At 69.1% G+C, this 16,504-nt stretch carries 11 protein-coding genes; 6 read left to right on the top strand and 5 right to left on the bottom strand.

The window, feature by feature from the left end:
- The first annotated feature begins 17 nt into the window (after positions 1–17).
- Together rpmE and JYJ93_RS31040 are read left to right on the top strand one after the other, a co-directional pair.
- On the top strand, positions 18–266 hold the full coding sequence (gene rpmE, locus JYJ93_RS31045) for a 50S ribosomal protein L31 (RefSeq protein ID WP_120549018.1): 249 nt from the start codon (positions 18–20) through the stop codon (positions 264–266).
- A 230-nt stretch (positions 267–496) separates the two neighbouring features.
- Complete coding sequence (locus JYJ93_RS31040) at positions 497–1,375, top strand: DNA methyltransferase (RefSeq protein WP_206798175.1); 879 nt, start codon at positions 497–499, stop codon at positions 1,373–1,375.
- Positions 1,376–1,382: 7 nt separating this feature from the next.
- Here JYJ93_RS31040 and JYJ93_RS31035 read toward each other — a convergent pair whose 3' ends face one another.
- Entirely contained in the window at positions 1,383–3,137 is a 1,755-nt protein-coding gene (locus tag JYJ93_RS31035) for a M1 family metallopeptidase (protein WP_206798174.1), read from the bottom strand.
- Between the two features lie 128 nt (positions 3,138–3,265).
- On the opposite strand from JYJ93_RS31035, the gene JYJ93_RS31030 reads away from it, so the two are divergent.
- Both JYJ93_RS31030 and JYJ93_RS31025 read left to right on the top strand, forming a co-directional pair.
- Positions 3,266–5,656 (top strand): 3-hydroxyacyl-CoA dehydrogenase/enoyl-CoA hydratase family protein, encoded by a 2,391-nt coding sequence (locus JYJ93_RS31030; RefSeq protein WP_206798173.1) that lies wholly within the window; start codon positions 3,266–3,268, stop codon positions 5,654–5,656.
- A gap of 81 nt (positions 5,657–5,737) precedes the next feature.
- Positions 5,738–6,910, top strand: coding sequence for a thiolase family protein (locus JYJ93_RS31025; RefSeq protein ID WP_206798172.1), 1,173 nt, complete (start codon positions 5,738–5,740; stop codon positions 6,908–6,910).
- 52 nt (positions 6,911–6,962) lie between these two features.
- Here the strand turns inward: JYJ93_RS31025 and JYJ93_RS31020 are convergent, their stop codons facing one another.
- Positions 6,963–8,831 carry a DNA mismatch repair protein MutS gene (locus tag JYJ93_RS31020; protein WP_206798171.1) on the bottom strand — a complete coding sequence of 623 codons (1,869 nt, stop codon included), beginning with the start codon at positions 8,829–8,831 and terminating at the stop codon, positions 6,963–6,965.
- A 133-nt stretch (positions 8,832–8,964) separates the two neighbouring features.
- Here JYJ93_RS31020 and JYJ93_RS31015 point away from each other — a divergent pair, with 133 nt between their 5' ends.
- Positions 8,965–9,876: a hypothetical protein gene (locus JYJ93_RS31015; protein WP_206798170.1), complete on the top strand. Its 912-nt coding sequence runs from the start codon at positions 8,965–8,967 to the stop codon at positions 9,874–9,876.
- 78 nt (positions 9,877–9,954) lie between these two features.
- Here the strand turns inward: JYJ93_RS31015 and mrpC are convergent, their stop codons facing one another.
- From mrpC to JYJ93_RS31000, 3 genes are all read right to left on the bottom strand, one after another.
- Entirely contained in the window at positions 9,955–10,701 is a 747-nt protein-coding gene (gene mrpC, locus JYJ93_RS31010; RefSeq protein WP_014395195.1) for a Crp/Fnr family transcriptional regulator MrpC, read from the bottom strand.
- A 265-nt stretch (positions 10,702–10,966) separates the two neighbouring features.
- Positions 10,967–12,433, bottom strand: a complete 1,467-nt coding sequence (locus tag JYJ93_RS31005) for a sigma-54 dependent transcriptional regulator (protein ID WP_206798169.1) — start codon at positions 12,431–12,433, stop codon at positions 10,967–10,969.
- Positions 12,434–12,440: 7 nt separating this feature from the next.
- Positions 12,441–13,373 (bottom strand): ATP-binding protein, encoded by a 933-nt coding sequence (locus JYJ93_RS31000; protein ID WP_347402708.1) that lies wholly within the window; start codon positions 13,371–13,373, stop codon positions 12,441–12,443.
- A gap of 130 nt (positions 13,374–13,503) precedes the next feature.
- Between JYJ93_RS31000 and JYJ93_RS30995 the strand changes: the two genes are divergently transcribed.
- The gene (locus tag JYJ93_RS30995; protein ID WP_269013115.1) at positions 13,504–16,347 is read left to right on the top strand and encodes a fused MFS/spermidine synthase; all 2,844 of its coding nucleotides are present in this window, start codon (positions 13,504–13,506) and stop codon (positions 16,345–16,347) included.
- Positions 16,348–16,504 lie beyond the last annotated feature (157 nt).

Raw genomic sequence — 16,504 nt, 5'->3', positions numbered from 1 at the left:
CGCACTGGAGAGAAGCCATGAAGCCCGACATGCACCCGGTCTATCCGCCCTCCCGCATCACCTGCGCGTGCGGCAACGTCGTCGAGACCAAGTCCACCCGCGGCTCGTTCAGCGTGGAAGTCTGCTCGAACTGCCACCCGTTCTTCACCGGCAAGTACAAGCTGCTGGACACGGCCGGCCGCATCGACCGCTTCAAGAAGAAGTACGCGAACAACGCGCCGGCCGCCAAGAAGGGCGCCAAGGCCGCCGAGCCCGAGAAGGCGTAGTCCTTCGGCTCGACAGCATCCGTCGTACCCCACGAGCAGGGTCGTGGAGGGCCTCGAAAGACAGAGGCGCTCCCGCCCTGCTCGCGGTGTTTCAGCGCCACGCGCGCGTCAAATTTTCGCGCGCGTTTTCGGTGCTACAGCCAATTACAGGCCAGAAATTCGACGTAGCAGCCAACTGACCGCACAGTCCGCCGCGTCCCAGAAACGTCTGTCCCAAAGACGGAGGCGTGATGTTCGCGGAAGCTGCTGCCCCTGCCCTGAAGATTGTCCGACGCTCCCAGAACGACAGCGTCTTCGCGAAGCGCGGGGAGGCCTACACGCTGATGCAGGGCGACAGCCTGGAGCTGATGGCCCAGCTGCCCGAGCAGTCCTTCGACCTCATCTTCGCGGACCCGCCGTACTTCCTCTCCAACGGCGGCACCACCTGCAAGAATGGCAAGCGCGTCTCCGTGGCGAAGGGCCAGTGGGACGTGTCCCGCGGAGTGGAAGAGGACCACGCCTTCACCACCAAGTGGCTCGCCGCCTGCCAGCGCCTGCTGCGCCCCACCGGCACGCTGTGGGTGAGCGGCACGCAGCACGTCATCTTCAACGCCGGCTTCGCCATGCAGAAGCTGGGCTACAAGCTGCTCAACACCGTCACTTGGTACAAGCCGAACGCGAGCCCCAACCTGGCGTGCCGCTACTTCACGCACTCCACGGAGCTGCTCATCTGGGCCTCGCCGTCCTCCGGCGGCAAGCTGAAGCACGTCTTCAACTACCAGCGCATGAAGGCGGAGAACGGCGGCAAGCAGATGCGCGACGTGTGGAACCTGCCGCGCAACGGCGAAGAGGAACTCACCGCCGACGGCTCCGGCCGTATGTGGACGCAGACGGCCCCGCGCGGCGAGGAGAAGGCCTTCGGCAGCCACCCCACCCAGAAGCCGGTGGCCCTGCTGGAGCGCATCCTGGAGGCGAGCTGCCCGGAGAACTCGCTCATCCTGGACCCCTTCAACGGCAGCGGCACCACCGGCGTGGCCGCCCTGAAGCACGGCCACCGCTACGTGGGCATCGACATGAACCCGGAGTACCTGGCCCTGTCCAAGAAGCGCCTGGACGCGGCCCTCAAGTAGTCCCGTCTCAGGCGCGGGTGAGGATGAGCTCCACGCCCTGCCGGGCGATGGGGTGGTACCTCGCCCCGTTCTTCTCGAACGCCGCGCGCGCCACCTTGCGGTGGTCGCGCGACGAGGCGAGCACGCTGTAGAGCGGCTTCAGGTACTTCATCCGGCCCACCTCGCCGAGGAACTCCTCGGCCCGGCCGAGCGGAGCATCGAAGCCCGCGCGCAGCGCCGCCACCAGCCACGCGACCAGCACCTCCGAGTTGCGGCTGCCCGTGAGCGCGAACCTCGCGTCCAGCTCGCGGAAGACGTCTTGGGACGTGTCCGCCGGCATGGACTCCAGGAAGAGCTGCCACTCGGTGGGCGTCCAGTCCTTCGTATCCGCCTGCGAAGGCACCTTGCCGCGCAGCTTCTCCAGCGCCTCCAGCCGCGCGGAGGTGGGGCGGGGCGCGCTCTGCGGCACGCCGGGCCGGTTGAGGTACGCGTCCGCGTCCACCTTCGCCAGGGCCCCCGGCAGCTCCTCCTCCGTGAAGCGGACGAAATCCTCCGTGGTGAGCGCCTGGAAGCGGTACTTCGCCAGGTAGCGGCGCAGGAAGCCGTCGAAGGTGGGGCGGCCAACCGCGTCCTCCAACGCGCGCAGCAGCAGGTAGCCCTTCTCGTAGGGAATCTGGGAGAAGGCCTCGTCCGGGTCCACGCCGGACAGGTGCGTGCGCAGCGCGGTGAGCTGCGGGTGCGCGCGGAAGTGGTGCAGCGCTTCATCCAGCGAGCGGCGCCCCAGGGCCGCGTGCAGCGCCGCGACCTCCGGCCCCGCCAGCGCCTCCAGGATGCGGCGCTCCGCGAAGACGGTGAAGCCCTCGTTCAGCCAGAAGTGCTCCGCGGACGCGTTCGTCACCAGGTTGCCCGTCCACGAGTGCGCCAGCTCATGCGCCACCACGTTCACCAGGCTCTTGTCCCCCGCGATGAGCGTGGGCGTGAGGAACGTCAGGCGCGGGTTCTCCATGCCGCCGTAGGGGAACGACGGCGGCATCAGGAGCAGGTCGAAGCGCTCCCAGTCGTACGGCCCGAAGAGCGACTCCGCGGCCTTGAGCATGTCGTCCACGCCCGCGAACTCGTCCGCCGCGTCCTCCAGCGCCTCCGGCTCCGCCCACACCCGCGAGCGCGGCCCCAGCTCCTTGGACGTGAGGCTGCCCACCGCGAACGCCAGCAGGTACGGGGGCACCGGCTGCGGCATCTCGTAGTGCTCCTCCGCCTCCACGCCGTGCTCTTCACGCGCCACGAAGGACGCCGCCATCACGGACTTGAGCTGCTTGGGCACGCGCAGCGACGCGCGGTAGCGGATGCGGATGCGCGGCGTGTCCTGCAGCGGCACCACGCTGCGCGCGTGGATGGCCTGGCACTGGCTGAACAGGAACGGCTGCTGCCCACCCGCCGTCTGCGATGGCGTCAGCCACTGCAGCGCGCTCGCCTCCGGTGACGTCCGGTAGCGCACCGTCACCTGCTTCACCCCCGGGGGCAGCTCGATGCGAAGTCGGCTTCCAAGAATCGGTTCAGGAGGGGAGAGGATGTAGGGCAAGGGGCGACCCTGGGCATCCACCACGCCCCGGATGTCCAGGTCGCGGGTGTCCAGGTCGAGGGGGCCTGCTGACGCTTCCTTGAGGGTCAGCGTGGCCTCCGCGTGCAGGCGCCGCGTCCGGAAATCGACGCGGGCCTTCCACTCCAGCGTTTCGGTCTCAGGCTGCGTGCTGTCGTTGTACGAGTGCGGGTCGAGGCGAGCCATGGGGCCCGACTTGTAGTCGGGGAGCCGACCTCCTGGCGAGCACACCCGACGGCAATGCCGGTTGACTTCCGGGTCAATCGCCTACATTTGTGCAGTCCCCTACTTCCTTCCATGGGAGCCGATTTCCGATGACGACCCGGATCCGAAAAGTGGCGGTGCTTGGCGCTGGCGTGATGGGCAGCGGCATCGCCGCGCATCTGGCCAACTCCGGCGTGCGCGCCCTGTTGCTGGACATCGTTCCGCCCCAGGCCGCTCCGGGCGAGGACACCGCTTCCAAGGCGTTCCGCAACAAGTTCTCGCAGGGCGCCATCGCGAACCTGCGCAAGGCGAAGCCCAGCCCCATCGTGTCCGAGCAGGTGCTCGCGGCCATCGAAGTGGGCAACCTGGAGGACGACCTCGCGCGCCTGGGTGAGTGCGATTGGATCATCGAGGTGGTGAAGGAGGACCTGGCCGTCAAGCAGGCCCTTTTCGCCAAGGTGGAGAAGCACGCCCGCAAGGACGCCATCATCTCCTCCAACACCTCCGGTCTCTCCATCGTGGGCATGACCGAGGGCCGCGGCGCGGAGTTCAAGAAGAACTTCCTCGTCACGCACTTCTTCAACCCCGTCCGCTACATGAAGCTGCTGGAGCTCGTGGCGGGCCAGGAGACGAACCCGGAGGTCGTGAAGACCATCCACAAGTTCGGTGAGGAAGTGCTCGGCAAGGGCATCGTCTACGGCAAGGACACCACCAACTTCATCGCGAACCGCATCGGCGTGTACGGGATGATGCGGACCATCTCCGAGATGCAGAAGACGGAGATGACCATCGAAGAGGTGGACAAGATCTTTGGCCCGGCCATGGGCCGTCCCAAGTCCGCCGTGTTCCGCACCGCGGACATCGTGGGCCTGGACACGTTCACCCACGTGGCGAAGAACTGCTACGACACGCTGACGCACGACGAAGAGCGCGACGTCTTCGCCGCCCCGGACTTCCTCCAGAAGATGGTGGAGAAGAAGATGCTGGGCGACAAGAGCGGCGGCGGCTTCTACAAGAAGGACCGCTCCTCCGGCGGCAAGGACATCCTCGCGCTGGACCTGAAGACGCTGGAGTACCGGCCGCAGGCGAAGGTGCGCTTCGACTCGCTGGGCGCCGCGAAGGACATCGAGAACGTCAAGGAGCGCGTGGCGTCCGTGATGAACGCGGACGACAAGGCCGGCAAGTTCGCCGAGCGCGTCACCCTGGACGTGCTGGCGTACTCCAGCCGCCGCATCCCGGAGATCGCGGACGACCTGGTCAACGTGGACCGCGGCGTGCGCTGGGGCTTCGGCTGGGACCTGGGCCCCTTCGAGGTCTGGGACGCCTACGGTGTCCAGAAGGGCGTGGAGCGCATGAAGGCGCTGGGCCTCAAGCCCGCCGCCTGGGTGGAGGAGATGCTGGCCAAGGGCCGCACGTCCTTCTACGGCGTGCAGGACGGCCGCGACACCTACTGGGACATCCCGTCCAAGTCCGTGAAGCCGGTGGTGGAGAACGCCCGCACCTTCCGCGTGGAGTACCTCAAGCGCGGCAACAAGAAGATCACCGGCAACGACAGCGCGTCGCTGTGGGACATGGGAGACGGCGTCACGCTCCTGGAGTTCCACTCCAAGATGAACTCCATCGACGATGAGATCATCGCGATGATGAACACCGCGCTGGACGAGACGGAGAAGAACTTCAAGGGCCTCGTCATCGGCAATGACGGCTCCAACTTCTCCGCCGGCGCGAACATCATGGCCATGCTGATGGCGGCCAAGAGCGAGGACTTCGACTCCATCCGCAAGATGGCGTCCGCGTTCCAGGCGGCCAACCAGCGCATGCGCTACAGCCCCGTGCCTGTCGTGACGGCGCCCTTCAACCTCACGCTGGGCGGCGGCGCGGAGGTCACCATGGGTGGCAACGCGGTGCAGGCCAGCGCGGAGCTGTACATGGGCCTCGTGGAAGTGGGCGTGGGCCTCATCCCGGGCGGCGGCGGCACCATGATGCTGCTGCGCAACGTGTTCGGCACCTACGCGGCGGACAAGGACTTCGACGCGCTGCCCTTCCTCAAGAAGGTGTTCCTCGCCATCGGCATGGCGAAGGTCGCGACGAGCGCGGAGGAGGCCCGCGAGATGGGCTTCCTGTCGCAGCAGGACGGCATCACGGGCAACCGCGACTTCCTGCTGTCGGACGCGAAGTCGCGCGTGCTGGGCCTGGCGAATGGCGGCTTCCGCCCGCCGCGTCCCACGCGCTTCCGGCTGCCGGGCCCCAACGGCGCGGCCACCATCGACATGATGCTGTACGACATGCAGCTCAATAATCAGATCAGCGCCCACGACCGGAAGATCGCGCAGAAGCTGGCGCGCGTGCTGTCCGGTGGTGACACCAGCCCGTCCGTACTGGTGACCGAGGAGAAGCTGCTGGAGCTGGAGATGGAAGCGTTCCTGAGCCTCATCGGCGAGGAGAAGACCCAGGACCGCATGATGTTCATGCTTGAGAAGGGCAAGCCGCTGCGCAACTAGCGCGAGGCGTTTACCCAATGGTTTTCCAGACGCGAATTCCGAAGCACGCCCGGACGCTGTCCGGGCAGGGAGACATCTAAAATGTCCGGTCGAGTCGTGATTGCCAGCGCGGTGCGCACCCCCTTCACCCGCGCCCACAAGGGAGAGTTCAAGGACACGCGGCCGGATACGCTCGCGGCCCTTGCCATCAAGGAGGCCGTCGCCCAGGTCCCCGGCTTGAAGCCGGCGGACGTGGAGGACGTCATCATGGGCTGTGCCATGCCGGAGGCGGAGCAGGGCATGAACGTTGCCCGCAACGCGAGCCTGCTCGCCGGCCTGCCGGACACGGTTCCGGGCCTGACCATCAACCGCTTCTGTTCCTCCGGCGTGCAGTCCGTGGCGCAGGCGGCGCAGGGCATCAAGTCCGGCATGCTCCAGGTGGCCGTGGCCGGTGGCACCGAGTCCATGACCATGGTGCCCATGGGCGGCAACAAGGTCTCCGCCAACCCGGAGATCATGCAGAAGCTGCCGGAGGTCTACACCTCCATGGGCGCGACGGCGGAGAACATCGCCTCCCGCTACAGCGTCACCCGTGAGGACGCGGACAAGTTCGCCGCCGAGTCCCAGCGCCGCGCGGCCACGGCCCGCGAGCAGGGGAAGTTCAAGGAGGAGATCTTCCCCGTCACCACCACGATGTTCGACGAGGACGGCAACCAGAAGCAGGTGACCGTCACGGTGGACACCATCCTGCGCCCGGAGACGACGGTGGAGGGTCTGGCCAAGCTGCGCCCGGCCTTCAACGTCAAGGGCGTGGTGACGGCGGGCAACGCGTCGCCGCTGACGGACGGCGCGGCGGCCGCGGTGGTGATGAGCGAGGAGAAGGCGAAGGAGCTCAACGTCAAGCCGCTGGGCTACTTCGTGGACTACGTGGTCGCCGGCGTGCCGCCCGAAATCATGGGCGTGGGCCCGGTGCCCGCCATCCGCAAGCTGCTGGAGCGCAACAAGCTGAAGATTGAGGACATCAGCGTGTTCGAGCTCAACGAGGCCTTCGCGGCGCAGGCGCTGCACTGCATCCGCGAGCTGGGCATTCCCCAGGACAAGGTGAACCCGAACGGCGGCGCCATCGCCCTGGGCCACCCGCTGGGCGTGTCCGGTGCGCGCATGGTGGCCACCATCCTGCGCGAGCTGAAGCGCCGGGACGGCCGCTACGGCGTGGTGAGCATGTGCATCGGCGGCGGCATGGGTGCCGCGGCGCTGGTGGAGCTGGCGAAGTAATCCGCTTCCGCTTCGCGCCCCCTGTCATGTGAAGGGGGCGCGGAGGGGACTGTCAGGAGGCCGGGGCGTCCGGGTCGTTCACCGGGACGCCCGCCAGGCGCAGCACCCGCAGCGCGTTGGTGGTGTCCACCACCCCCTGCCGGAGCCGGTAGTCGAACACCATCTTCCCGTCCTCCAGGTGGTCGCGGAAGTGGACGTTCACCACGTGCGAGCCCGGCTCGTCCGCGAGCACCGCCAGCGACAAGTCGTGCGTCGTCACCGCGCCACACGCGCCGGAGGCGAGCAGGAGCCGCAGCACCTCGCGTGAGGCAATCTGGCGCTCGCGGGTGTTGGTGCCCAGCAGGATTTCGTCCAGCAGGAAGAGCGCCTGGCCTTTCGCCGCCGCCGCCGCGTCCAGCACCATCTTCAGCCGCAGCACCTCCGCGTGGAAGTACGACACGCCGCGCTCCAGCGAGTCCTTCACGCGCATGCTGGTGAGCACCTGCACTGGCGACAGCCGGAAGGACGCCGCGCACACCGGCGCGCCCGCCAGCGCCAGCACCACGTTCGCGCCCAGCGCCCGCATCAGCGTCGTCTTGCCGCTCATGTTGGAGCCGGTGATGAGCAACGCGTGACGCGGGCCGGGCAGGGACACGTCGTTGGGCACGGGCGCGTCCAGGAGCGGGTGTCCCAGCGCGGTGGCCTCCACGCTCGGGCCCTGGGTCTGCATCTGGGGCCAGGTGAAGGCAGGGCGGTCGTGGGCCAGGCCTCCCAGGCAGCAGAGGGCCTCCAGCTCCGCCAGGCCCTCGAACCACTGGCGCACGTCCCGGCCGTGGGCGGCGCGCCAGTTCTCCAGCGCGAAGAGGGCGTGGATGTCCCAGAGCGTGAGCCAGTGGACCAGGGGGTGGAACTGGTGCCGCTTGAACTCGATGAGCGAGTACAGCCGGCTGAAGCGCTGGAACAGCGTGGACACCGGAGGCCCGCCCTGCGCCGTCAGGCCGGCCTGGAGTTGCTCGAGGCGCGGGTGCTCGAAGGTCTGCTTCTCCACGCGCTCGAAGAGGGACGCGTAGCGCACGAAGCCGCGCTCGCCGCGCTCCACGGCTTCGTCCATCTGCCGCAGCGTGCGGCGCGTGGCCACGGCGATGCCCAACTGTGCGAGCAGTCCCAGCCAGACGGTGCTGTCCGGAATCACGCCGACCGTGCCCAGGATGAACAGGGTGAGCGTCACCGGGGGCAGCAGGATGGCCAGGGGCCGTGACCAGCGGATGGCGTCCAGGGACGGGCCGGCCTCCGCCCACTGGATGAAGAGGGCCGGGTCCGCCTTGTCCTTCGCCACCACGCGGGCGTCCACGCAGAGGTCCTGGCGGAAGTCCACGCGCGGGGCCAGCTCGCGCGCGGCGCCCTGGCGGGTCACCACCGTCTCCGCGGAGGCCGGGGCGGACAGCCACGCGGCCAGCCGCTCCTCGCCCGCGCGCGTCGCCGTCTCGTTGATGAGCTGGAAGAGGCTGCCCTGGCCAAAGACATCCAGGTCCGTGGCGTAGAGGTGGTTGGGGGAGAGGAACCGCTCCCCCGTGTCCGTGAAGGAATGCCAGCCGCCGTCCAGCCGCGCCAGGCCGCGCTCGTTGAGCAGCACGAAGTGACGCGCGCGCTGCTCCTTGAGGAACACCTGATGGTGCAGCACCGCCAGCACGCCGTAGACGACGAGCGCCCCGGCCGCGGCCCACCACCAGGGCTTGGGCAGCCGGCCCATCAGCGTCAGCGCGGCCACGACGAGCGCCGCCACGAAGGCCACGGTGCGCAGGTTGGCGTACCTGGCGCTGACGCGGTCCAACTGCGTCAGGTCCGCCTGGGCGGCGGCGCGGCGATCGGTGTACGTGCGATGCGGGCTCTGGGACTCGGTCGGGACGGGCACGATGGCCGCGCATGCTGTGCGGCCCCCCATTCCAGGGCAAGCGCGCAACGCGCGGGATGTCGTCCAGGGGCTCACGGTTGACTCCGAGTGGGCCCCCGGGATTTGAATGCGGTCCGTGAGGGACGGTCGGGCCGGCCGTGCCTCACCGAGGGGGCTTCACCCCATGTCGTTACCCAAGGTCGTGTTGGGCGGGGGGCTCGTCGCGAGCCTGCTCGCCGCGCCTTCCGCCGAGGCGCGCTTCGGCAAGCGCTCGGACTCCCACGAAACGTCGAAGCCCGTCCACGAGGCGACCGCCATCGGTTCGGACCGGGGCGACGATTCGAAGAAGAAGGACGACGAGAACAAGAACCGTTCGTCCCAGGGCAAGAGGACGACCGTGTCCTCCACGGATGACAGCTACGCGTTCAACTCGAGCGCCTCCGATGATGCCGCCGCCGTCATCCTCGGCGCGCTCTTCGAGCTGATGTTCAGCGGCCTGGGCCAGGCCATCGCCCACACGGGGACCCACCACGGCCATGACGACGGCGCTCCGGGCGAGCCACCCCAGCGCAACTCGCTGCGGCACGCCGTGCCACTCTCCTTCCGCGCGGGCGTGTTGGTGTCACCCGTGCCGGGCGGCACGGGCGTGGACTTCGACATCGGCTGGGACATGCAACGCTTCGGCGTGGACCTGCGACTCTCCCGCCTGGTGGGCACGGGCGAGGGCGCGATGGCCTACGACACGCGGACGCTGGCGGAGATGCACGTGACGTACTCCCCCTACGTCCGGGAGGACCTGCGCCTGCGCGCGGAGGCGGGCGTCTCCACCCTGGACCTGCCCGGGCGCGTCTACGTGGCGCCCAGCCTGGGCATGTCCGTGGAGGCGTGCGTCCTGGGGCCCCTGGACGCGGAGGCTCGCGTGCAGGTGTCGCCCGGGCCCTACCGGCAACTGGACGCGCGCGCGGGGCTGGCGTTGCACCTGGGCAGCCTCATGCTGCGGGGCGGGGCTCGCTACCTGGCCCTCGACTCCGAGGTGGCCCCACTGGGGCTGGCCCTCGGCTTCGGCCCCGAGTTCGGCGCGGGCTTCGTGTTCTGACGCTGGAAACACCACGGGCCCGGCCGCGGGTTGTTTCCGCGGACAGGCCCGTTGGACGTCCCGAAGGGACGGTGGGGATTACTTCTCCTTGGAGGCCAGCTTGCGCAGGGCCTTCTGGTCGCGCACGCAGAGGATGCGGCCGACGTTGCCGAGCACGCCCTCGCGCTTCATCTCGTTGATGAGCGTGGACACGAAGGAGCGCGAGGCGCCCACCAGGTCCGCCAGGTCCTGCTGGGTGATGCCGCGCAGGTCCGTCTCACCGCCGTGCGGGCAGCGCTCGCCGTGCGCCTCCACCAGCGTGAGCAGGGTGTCCGCCAGCCGGGCCGGGACCTCCTTGAAGGTCAGGCCCAGGACGCGCTTGCGCAGCGAGCGCACGCGGTCCGCGTAGGCGCGCACCACGTCCACCGCCAGGGCCGGACGGGCCTCCAGCTGGGCGCGGAAGTCACGGCCCTCGATGCTCCACACCTCGGCCTCGCCCGCCGCCACGGCCATCTCCTCGATGGGCGTGCCTTCCGGGCGGAACAGCTCGCCGAACAGGTCGCCCGGGCGGAGGATGGACACCACCGAGCGGGTGCTGTTCTTGCCAATGCGCATCAGGCGCACGCGGCCGGACTTCAGCAGGTACACGCGGTCGGACGTGTCGCCGGGGCGGTAGATGGTCGAGTTGTGCGGGAAGGACTCGACCTTGAAGTACCCCTTGAAGTCGATGGCTTCCTGGCCGGGGACCAGCTTGTTCGCGGTCACCATCATGCCGGACGACGTCGCCTGCAGCGGCGCCACGACGTTGGAACCGATAGGGCCGAGGGGGCGGTTGAAGCCGTGCATGGGAGTCTCCTGGAAAGACGGAAAGGGATGGGGAAGGTTGGTCGCTGCTGCTGCTGCGGACGGACCTTGCCCTTTCCAAGAGGCGTGCCATGAGCACTTGAAGTATTCCCAGGGGAACAGTTCGAGGAATGCCGGGTACTTAGCGCTACACCCCGGTTCGGTCCCCCCCACTGTGTCCAAAACCTGAAACAGAACGTTCAAACAGTCTGATCAGTTTGAACGAAACGTTAAAGCGCCACACCGGTTTGTCCGGGCTGGGACAGTGTCAGGAAGCATCCTTCACCGGATAAGGGTGCACCTGTGGACCATGCCCCTGTGCGAGACCGAACTTTTGAAGCTTTCGTTCAAGGGTCGGACGGCTGATGCCCAGGATCTGACACGTGCGGCCCTTGTGGCCCTTGGTGACGGCCATGGCGCGGGCAATGAGCTGGCGTTCGGCCTCTTCCAGGGTGGGGATGAGGCTTACGTCATCCACGGCGGGGGCTGCGAACATGCCGCCCGCGCCTCCAGGAGCGCGCTGGCCGGCGTCCAGGGAGCCCGAGGGGTTCGCCTCCAGGGCGGGCAGGTCGTCCCCCCGGAGCACGTCACCGGGCGCGAGCACCACGGCGCGGGTGAGGACGTTCTCCAGTTCGCGCACGTTGCCGCGCCAGGGCAGGCGGGTGAGGCGCTCCATGACCTCATGGGGCACGCGGGTGACGCGCTTGTGCACCTTTTCGTTGATGCGCTCCAGGAGATGCTTGACCAGCGGGGGGATGTCCTCGCGCCGTTCACGCAAAGGCGGGATGACGAGGGTGATGACCTTGAGGCGCTGGTAGAGATCCTCGCGGAAGCGGCCCTGGTCTACCTCGTCCGCCAGGGTGCGGTGGGTGGCGGCGATGACGCGGGCGCGCAGCTTCACGCGCTTGACGCCGCCCACGCGCTCGAACTCGCGCTCCTGGAGCACGCGCAACAGCTTCGCCTGGAGCATCAGCGACATGTCGCCAATCTCATCCAGGAAGACGGTGCCGTCCTCCGCGAGCTCGAACTTGCCGGGCTTGCCGGACACGGCGCCGGTGAAGGCGCCCTTCTCGTGGCCGAACAGCTCGCTCTCCAGGAGCGTGTCCACGATGGCGGAGCAGTTGATGCCGATGAAGGGGCGGGGCTCGTCGTAGGAGTAGTTGTGGATGACGCGGGCGATGAGCTCCTTGCCCGTGCCGCTCTCGCCGTTGATGAGCACCGTCGCGGTGCTGCCGGCCACCTTGCCAATCTCCTTCACCAGCTGCTGCATGGAGGGGCTGGTGCCCACGATGTCGCCCAGGCGGACGACGGCGTTCTCGCGGTGGACCTCGTCCGCGCGGCGCGACAGCTGGCGGTACTCCAGCGCGCGCTCCACGACCAGGTCCAGCGCGGCCGGATCCGGGAAGGGCTTGTGGATGTAGTCGAACGCACCGGCCTTCATGGCCCGGATGGTCGTCTCCATGTCGTGGTAGGCGGTGACGAGGATGATGCGCGCGTCGCCGCACAGGGTCTTCATCTCCTCGATGATTTCCAGGCCCGTGCGGTCCGGGAGCATCATGTCCAGGATGACCACGCTGGGCATGTTCTCCTGGGCGGCCTTGAGGCCCGCGGCGGCGCTGGTGGCCGTCACCACCTGGTAGCGCGGCTGCCCGTCGTCCTGCTCGATCTCCTCGAAGTGCATCGTGAGGGTTTCGAGCAGCGACACGTCATCGTCGACGATGAGGAGGGTCTCCATGGGGTCCTCAGGCGGCGAACGTCAGCGTGAACACCATCCCCGGTTCCGCGCTCCCCTGGGCCGCCACGTCGCCCCCCACGCCCGTCATCACCCGCCGCAAGGCGGCCAGGGACAGCCCCGCGCCTCGCGCCAGCCGCGAGCCGAACGGGTCGAACAGCGTGCCCCGCTCCTCGGGAGGCAGGGCCGCGGCCGGATCATCCAGGATGAGGCTGACGCGGCCGGGGTCGTCCTGGCGCAGCGTCACCTGGACGCGGCCCTCTTCGGGAAGGCCCATGGCCACGTTGAGCAGGACTTGAGCGAGCACGGGCCTCAACCGGTTGGGATCCACCCTCACCCGGGGCAGGTCCGCGTCTTCCTTCACATCCACCTCGATGCGGCGCTCGGCCAGTTCCGGGGCCACCATGGCGGTCGCTTCCTGGACGACCGAGCGCAGCGCGTGGGCATCCAGGTTCGCGGCGCTCTCGCGGCCGTACTCGGAGAGCAGCCACAGCATGCGCTCCATGGTGCGGATCTCCCGGTTGGCGATGGTGAGCCGCCGCTTGTCCCGGTCCGACAGGCCGGTGTTCCGGGCCAGCGTCTGCACCGCCATCTTCACGGAGGACAGGGGGTTGCGGATCTCATGGCTGAGCGACGAGGACAGCTTGGAGATCTGCACCGGCGGGGCGCCCTCCAGCACGGCGCCCAGGTCGAGCACGCCCGCAGCGGCCTCCTCGCCGTCCAGGCCCAGCACGAGCCGCAGGTGGGTGGCGGGCGGGGTGCCGCCGGGGCCTCCCGCGGAGAGGGTGACGAACTCCACGGCGCGGCGGTCCTCGCGCGCTCGCGCATCCAGTTCGCGGGCGCGCTCCTGCGGGACCCCGAGCGCGGTGTGCAGGGGCATGCCCACGAGCGCCTTGGCGTCGCGGCGCAACACCTGGGCGCAGTCACCTTCGGCGCGTGTCACCCGCAGGTGAGGGGACCAGGCGAGTTGAGCGGCTTGCAGGAGATGGGCGTTCATTGGTGGACCTGAAACATACCGGGTAACGTCGAGCGCTGTCCTTATGACCCGCACTCCACGTCCTCCGAAGAACCTTGTGGCGGCCCTTCTGTTCCTGTCCGGGGCCACCGCGCTCGTCTACGAGCTGGTCTGGTCCAAATACCTGGGGAACGTGCTGGGCAACAGCGGCCAGGCGCACGCCGTCGTGCTGGCCACGTTCATGGGGGGGCTGGCGCTGGGGGCGTTTGTCTTCGGGCGGACAGCGGACCGGGTGAAGAACCCCCTGGCGCTCTATGGCGTGCTGGAACTGGGCGTGGGCCTGTACGCGCTGGCGTTCCCGTACGTCCTGGGGGCGCTGGAACACCTGTGGCTGGCCCTGGCCCCCCACGTGCCGGAGGGCCTGCGGGTGGCGCCGCGCCTGCTCGTGTCCTCGCTGTCCCTGGTGGTGCCCACGCTGCTCATGGGCGGCACCCTGCCGGCGCTGGTGCGCCACTTCGCGGCGAGCCTCGCCAGCGTGCGCAAGGAACTGGCGAGGCTGTACGCCATCAACAGCCTGGGCGCGGCGGTGGGCGTGTACGTGGCGGGCACGCGGCTGGTGCCGCTGGTGGGCCTGTCCGCTTCCGCGCAGATCGCCGCCGGGGTGAACGTGTTCCTCGCACTGGCGGCGCTGGCGCTGGCCCGGCAGCACCCACCGGCGGTGGTGGTGGGTGCCGCGCCGGCCGCGGAGGACGTGGCCTATCCCCGGCGGGCAGTGCGGGCGGCGCTCATTGGCGTGATGCTGTCCGGCTTCACATCCATGCTGTATCAGGTGACATGGATCCGCCTGCTGGCCATCGTGCTGGGGGCGTCCACGTATGCCTTCACGCTCATCCTGACGGCGTTCATCCTGGGCATCGGCCTGGGCAGCTTCTGGCTGATGACGCGCAAGGAGGGCGGGGACTCTCTGAAGCTGTATGGGTGGACGCAGGTGGGGCTGGTGTTGAGCCTCTGCCTGGCGCTGCCCCTGTACGTGCGGCTGCCGCACCTGTTCCGCTGGTCGGAGTGGATGCTCACGCGCGCGGTGGAGACGTGGCCCGTCTTCCAGGGGGTCACCTTCATGTTCTGCTGCGCGGTGCTGCTGGTGCCCACGTTCATCATGGGCGTGGCATTTCCGGCGGCGGCCCGCGTGGCCACGGCGAAGGTGTCCGAGGTGGGGCGCGAATTGGGCGGCGTCTACCTGTGGAACACGGCGGGCACCCTCTCCGGCTCCGTGCTGGGCGGGCTGGTGCTGATGCCCTTCTGGGGCATGCAGGGCAACTTCATCGCGGGGGCGGTGGCGAACCTGGTGGCCGCGGCCCTGGCGTTCCACGCGCTGTCCGCGCCGAAGGACGGGACGGTGGCGGTGCCCGCGTGGCGGACGTTCGCCCCGGTGGGCTCGGCGGCGGTGCTGGCGGCGGTGGTGCTGGGCGGCATGATGGGCTGGCCGCAGCGGCTGTCCGCCATCGCGTCCATGCGCGCGTACCAGAAGCCGCCGGAGAGCTACGCGAAGCTGGTGGAGGAGACGGAGAAGGCCGCCTTCACCCGCTTCTACGCCGATGACACCTTCGCCACGGTGATGGTGGGAGAGGTGCCGAGGGACAACCTGCGCTTCCTGCGGATCAACGGCAAGACGGACGCCTCGAACGGGCGCGACATCGAGACGCAGGTGATGGCGGGCCAGCTGGGCGTGCTGCTGCACCCGCGCGTGCCGAAGAACGTGCTCGTGGTGGGCGCGGGGTCCGCCGTCACGGCGGGCAGCGTGCTGGCCCACCCGGTGGAGCGCCTGGACCTGGTGGAGATCTCCCCAGCGGTCGTGGACGCGGCGCGCCTGTTCAAGGCGGACAACCGCAACGCGATGGAGGACCCGCGCACGCGCGTGCACATCGACGACGCGAAGACGTTCATGGCGCTGGCGCCCCTCCAGTACGACCTCATCATCAGCGAGCCGTCCAACCCCTGGGTCACGGGCGTGGCCGGTCTCTTCACGCGCGACTTCTTCCAGTTGGTGGACAAGCACCTGACGGAGGACGGCGTGCTCGTGCAGTGGATCCACACCTACGAGAGCAACCGCGAGCTGGTGCGGCTGGTGATGCGCACGCTGCAGGACACCTTCCCCCACGCCACGACCTGGCTGGGGCCGGAGGACCTGATCCTGGTGGCCAGCCGCAAGCCGCTGTCGTTCGACGCGGCGGCGGTCTCCGCGCGCATGGCCCAGCCGGAGGTGAAGGCGGACCTGGCGCGGGTGGGGATCCAGGACATGTTCGCCCTGTTGTCCAAGCAGGTGCACACCGAGGCCGGGCGGCGGGCCTTCGCGGGAGAGGGCCCTCTCAACACGGATGATCACAACCTGCTGGAGTACGCCTCGCCGGTGGCCTTCTTCCTGGCGGACCTGGACGTGCGCGTGCAGGACGAGCGGCGGTCGCCGGACGGCGGTCCGGGGCTGCTCCTGCATCAGTACCTGCGCGACCATCCGCCCAGCGCGGAGCAGGCCGAGGGGCTGTACCGCAACGTGGAGCGCGCCCATTCGAACAATGATCCGCTGGTCCGAGGCGTGGCGGCGCTGTGGCGCTCCCTGGCGCCGGAGGACCCCGAGGCGGCGCTCGCGCTGGCCCGGGCGGTGCTGGTGCAGGGCGACCTGACCCTGGCGGCGTCGCTCCTGGAGCCGGAGGTGGCCCGGGGCGGCCGTTCCCCCGAACTGGTGACGGAGTATCTCAACCTGGTGACGGCCCGGATCTGGCAGTCGCGGACGGTATGGACGCCCCTGACCGTGGACGGGGCGCTGGCGGTGGGCCGGGAGGTGGCGGCGCGCCACCCCCAGGACGCGAAGCTGCAGGCGGCGTTCAAGGCGTACTGCGAGGCCCTGCCGCCGGAGGCGTGCGCGGGGGCGGCCGGGATGCCCACGGCGGCCCCGGGCGGGCCCTGAAAGCGCGGGGCGGAGGACTTGAGAGGCTCCAGATCCGCGATATTCCTTGAGCCGCCCCCCATCCTCCCGATGACGGATGGAGGCGCTTGCCCGCCCGTTGTACTGTCTGTATCGACCCTGACTTCCCGCAGGGTGAGTTTCTCCACCGCTGCAACGA

The organism is Corallococcus sp. NCSPR001 (assembly GCF_017309135.1).
Taxonomy (GTDB): domain Bacteria; phylum Myxococcota; class Myxococcia; order Myxococcales; family Myxococcaceae; genus Corallococcus.
This window is presented reverse-complemented; position numbering and strand designations above follow the sequence as displayed.

Bases quoted from the DNA above. Each gene is read 5' to 3' on its own strand.
- mrpC (WP_014395195.1), bottom strand. From the start codon at position 10,701: ATGCACGGCTTCAACCGCCCCCTCGGCCCTATCGGTTCCAACGTCGTG.
- JYJ93_RS31015 (WP_206798170.1), top strand. From the start codon at position 8,965: ATGTCGTTACCCAAGGTCGTGTTGGGCGGGGGGCTCGTCGCGAGCCTG.
- JYJ93_RS31020 (WP_206798171.1), bottom strand. From the start codon at position 8,831: ATGGGGGGCCGCACAGCATGCGCGGCCATCGTGCCCGTCCCGACCGAG.
- rpmE (WP_120549018.1), top strand. From the start codon at position 18: ATGAAGCCCGACATGCACCCGGTCTATCCGCCCTCCCGCATCACCTGC.
- JYJ93_RS31025 (WP_206798172.1), top strand. From the start codon at position 5,738: ATGTCCGGTCGAGTCGTGATTGCCAGCGCGGTGCGCACCCCCTTCACC.
- JYJ93_RS31040 (WP_206798175.1), top strand. From the start codon at position 497: ATGTTCGCGGAAGCTGCTGCCCCTGCCCTGAAGATTGTCCGACGCTCC.
- JYJ93_RS31035 (WP_206798174.1), bottom strand. From the start codon at position 3,137: ATGGCTCGCCTCGACCCGCACTCGTACAACGACAGCACGCAGCCTGAG.
- JYJ93_RS31030 (WP_206798173.1), top strand. From the start codon at position 3,266: ATGACGACCCGGATCCGAAAAGTGGCGGTGCTTGGCGCTGGCGTGATG.
- JYJ93_RS31005 (WP_206798169.1), bottom strand. From the start codon at position 12,433: ATGGAGACCCTCCTCATCGTCGACGATGACGTGTCGCTGCTCGAAACC.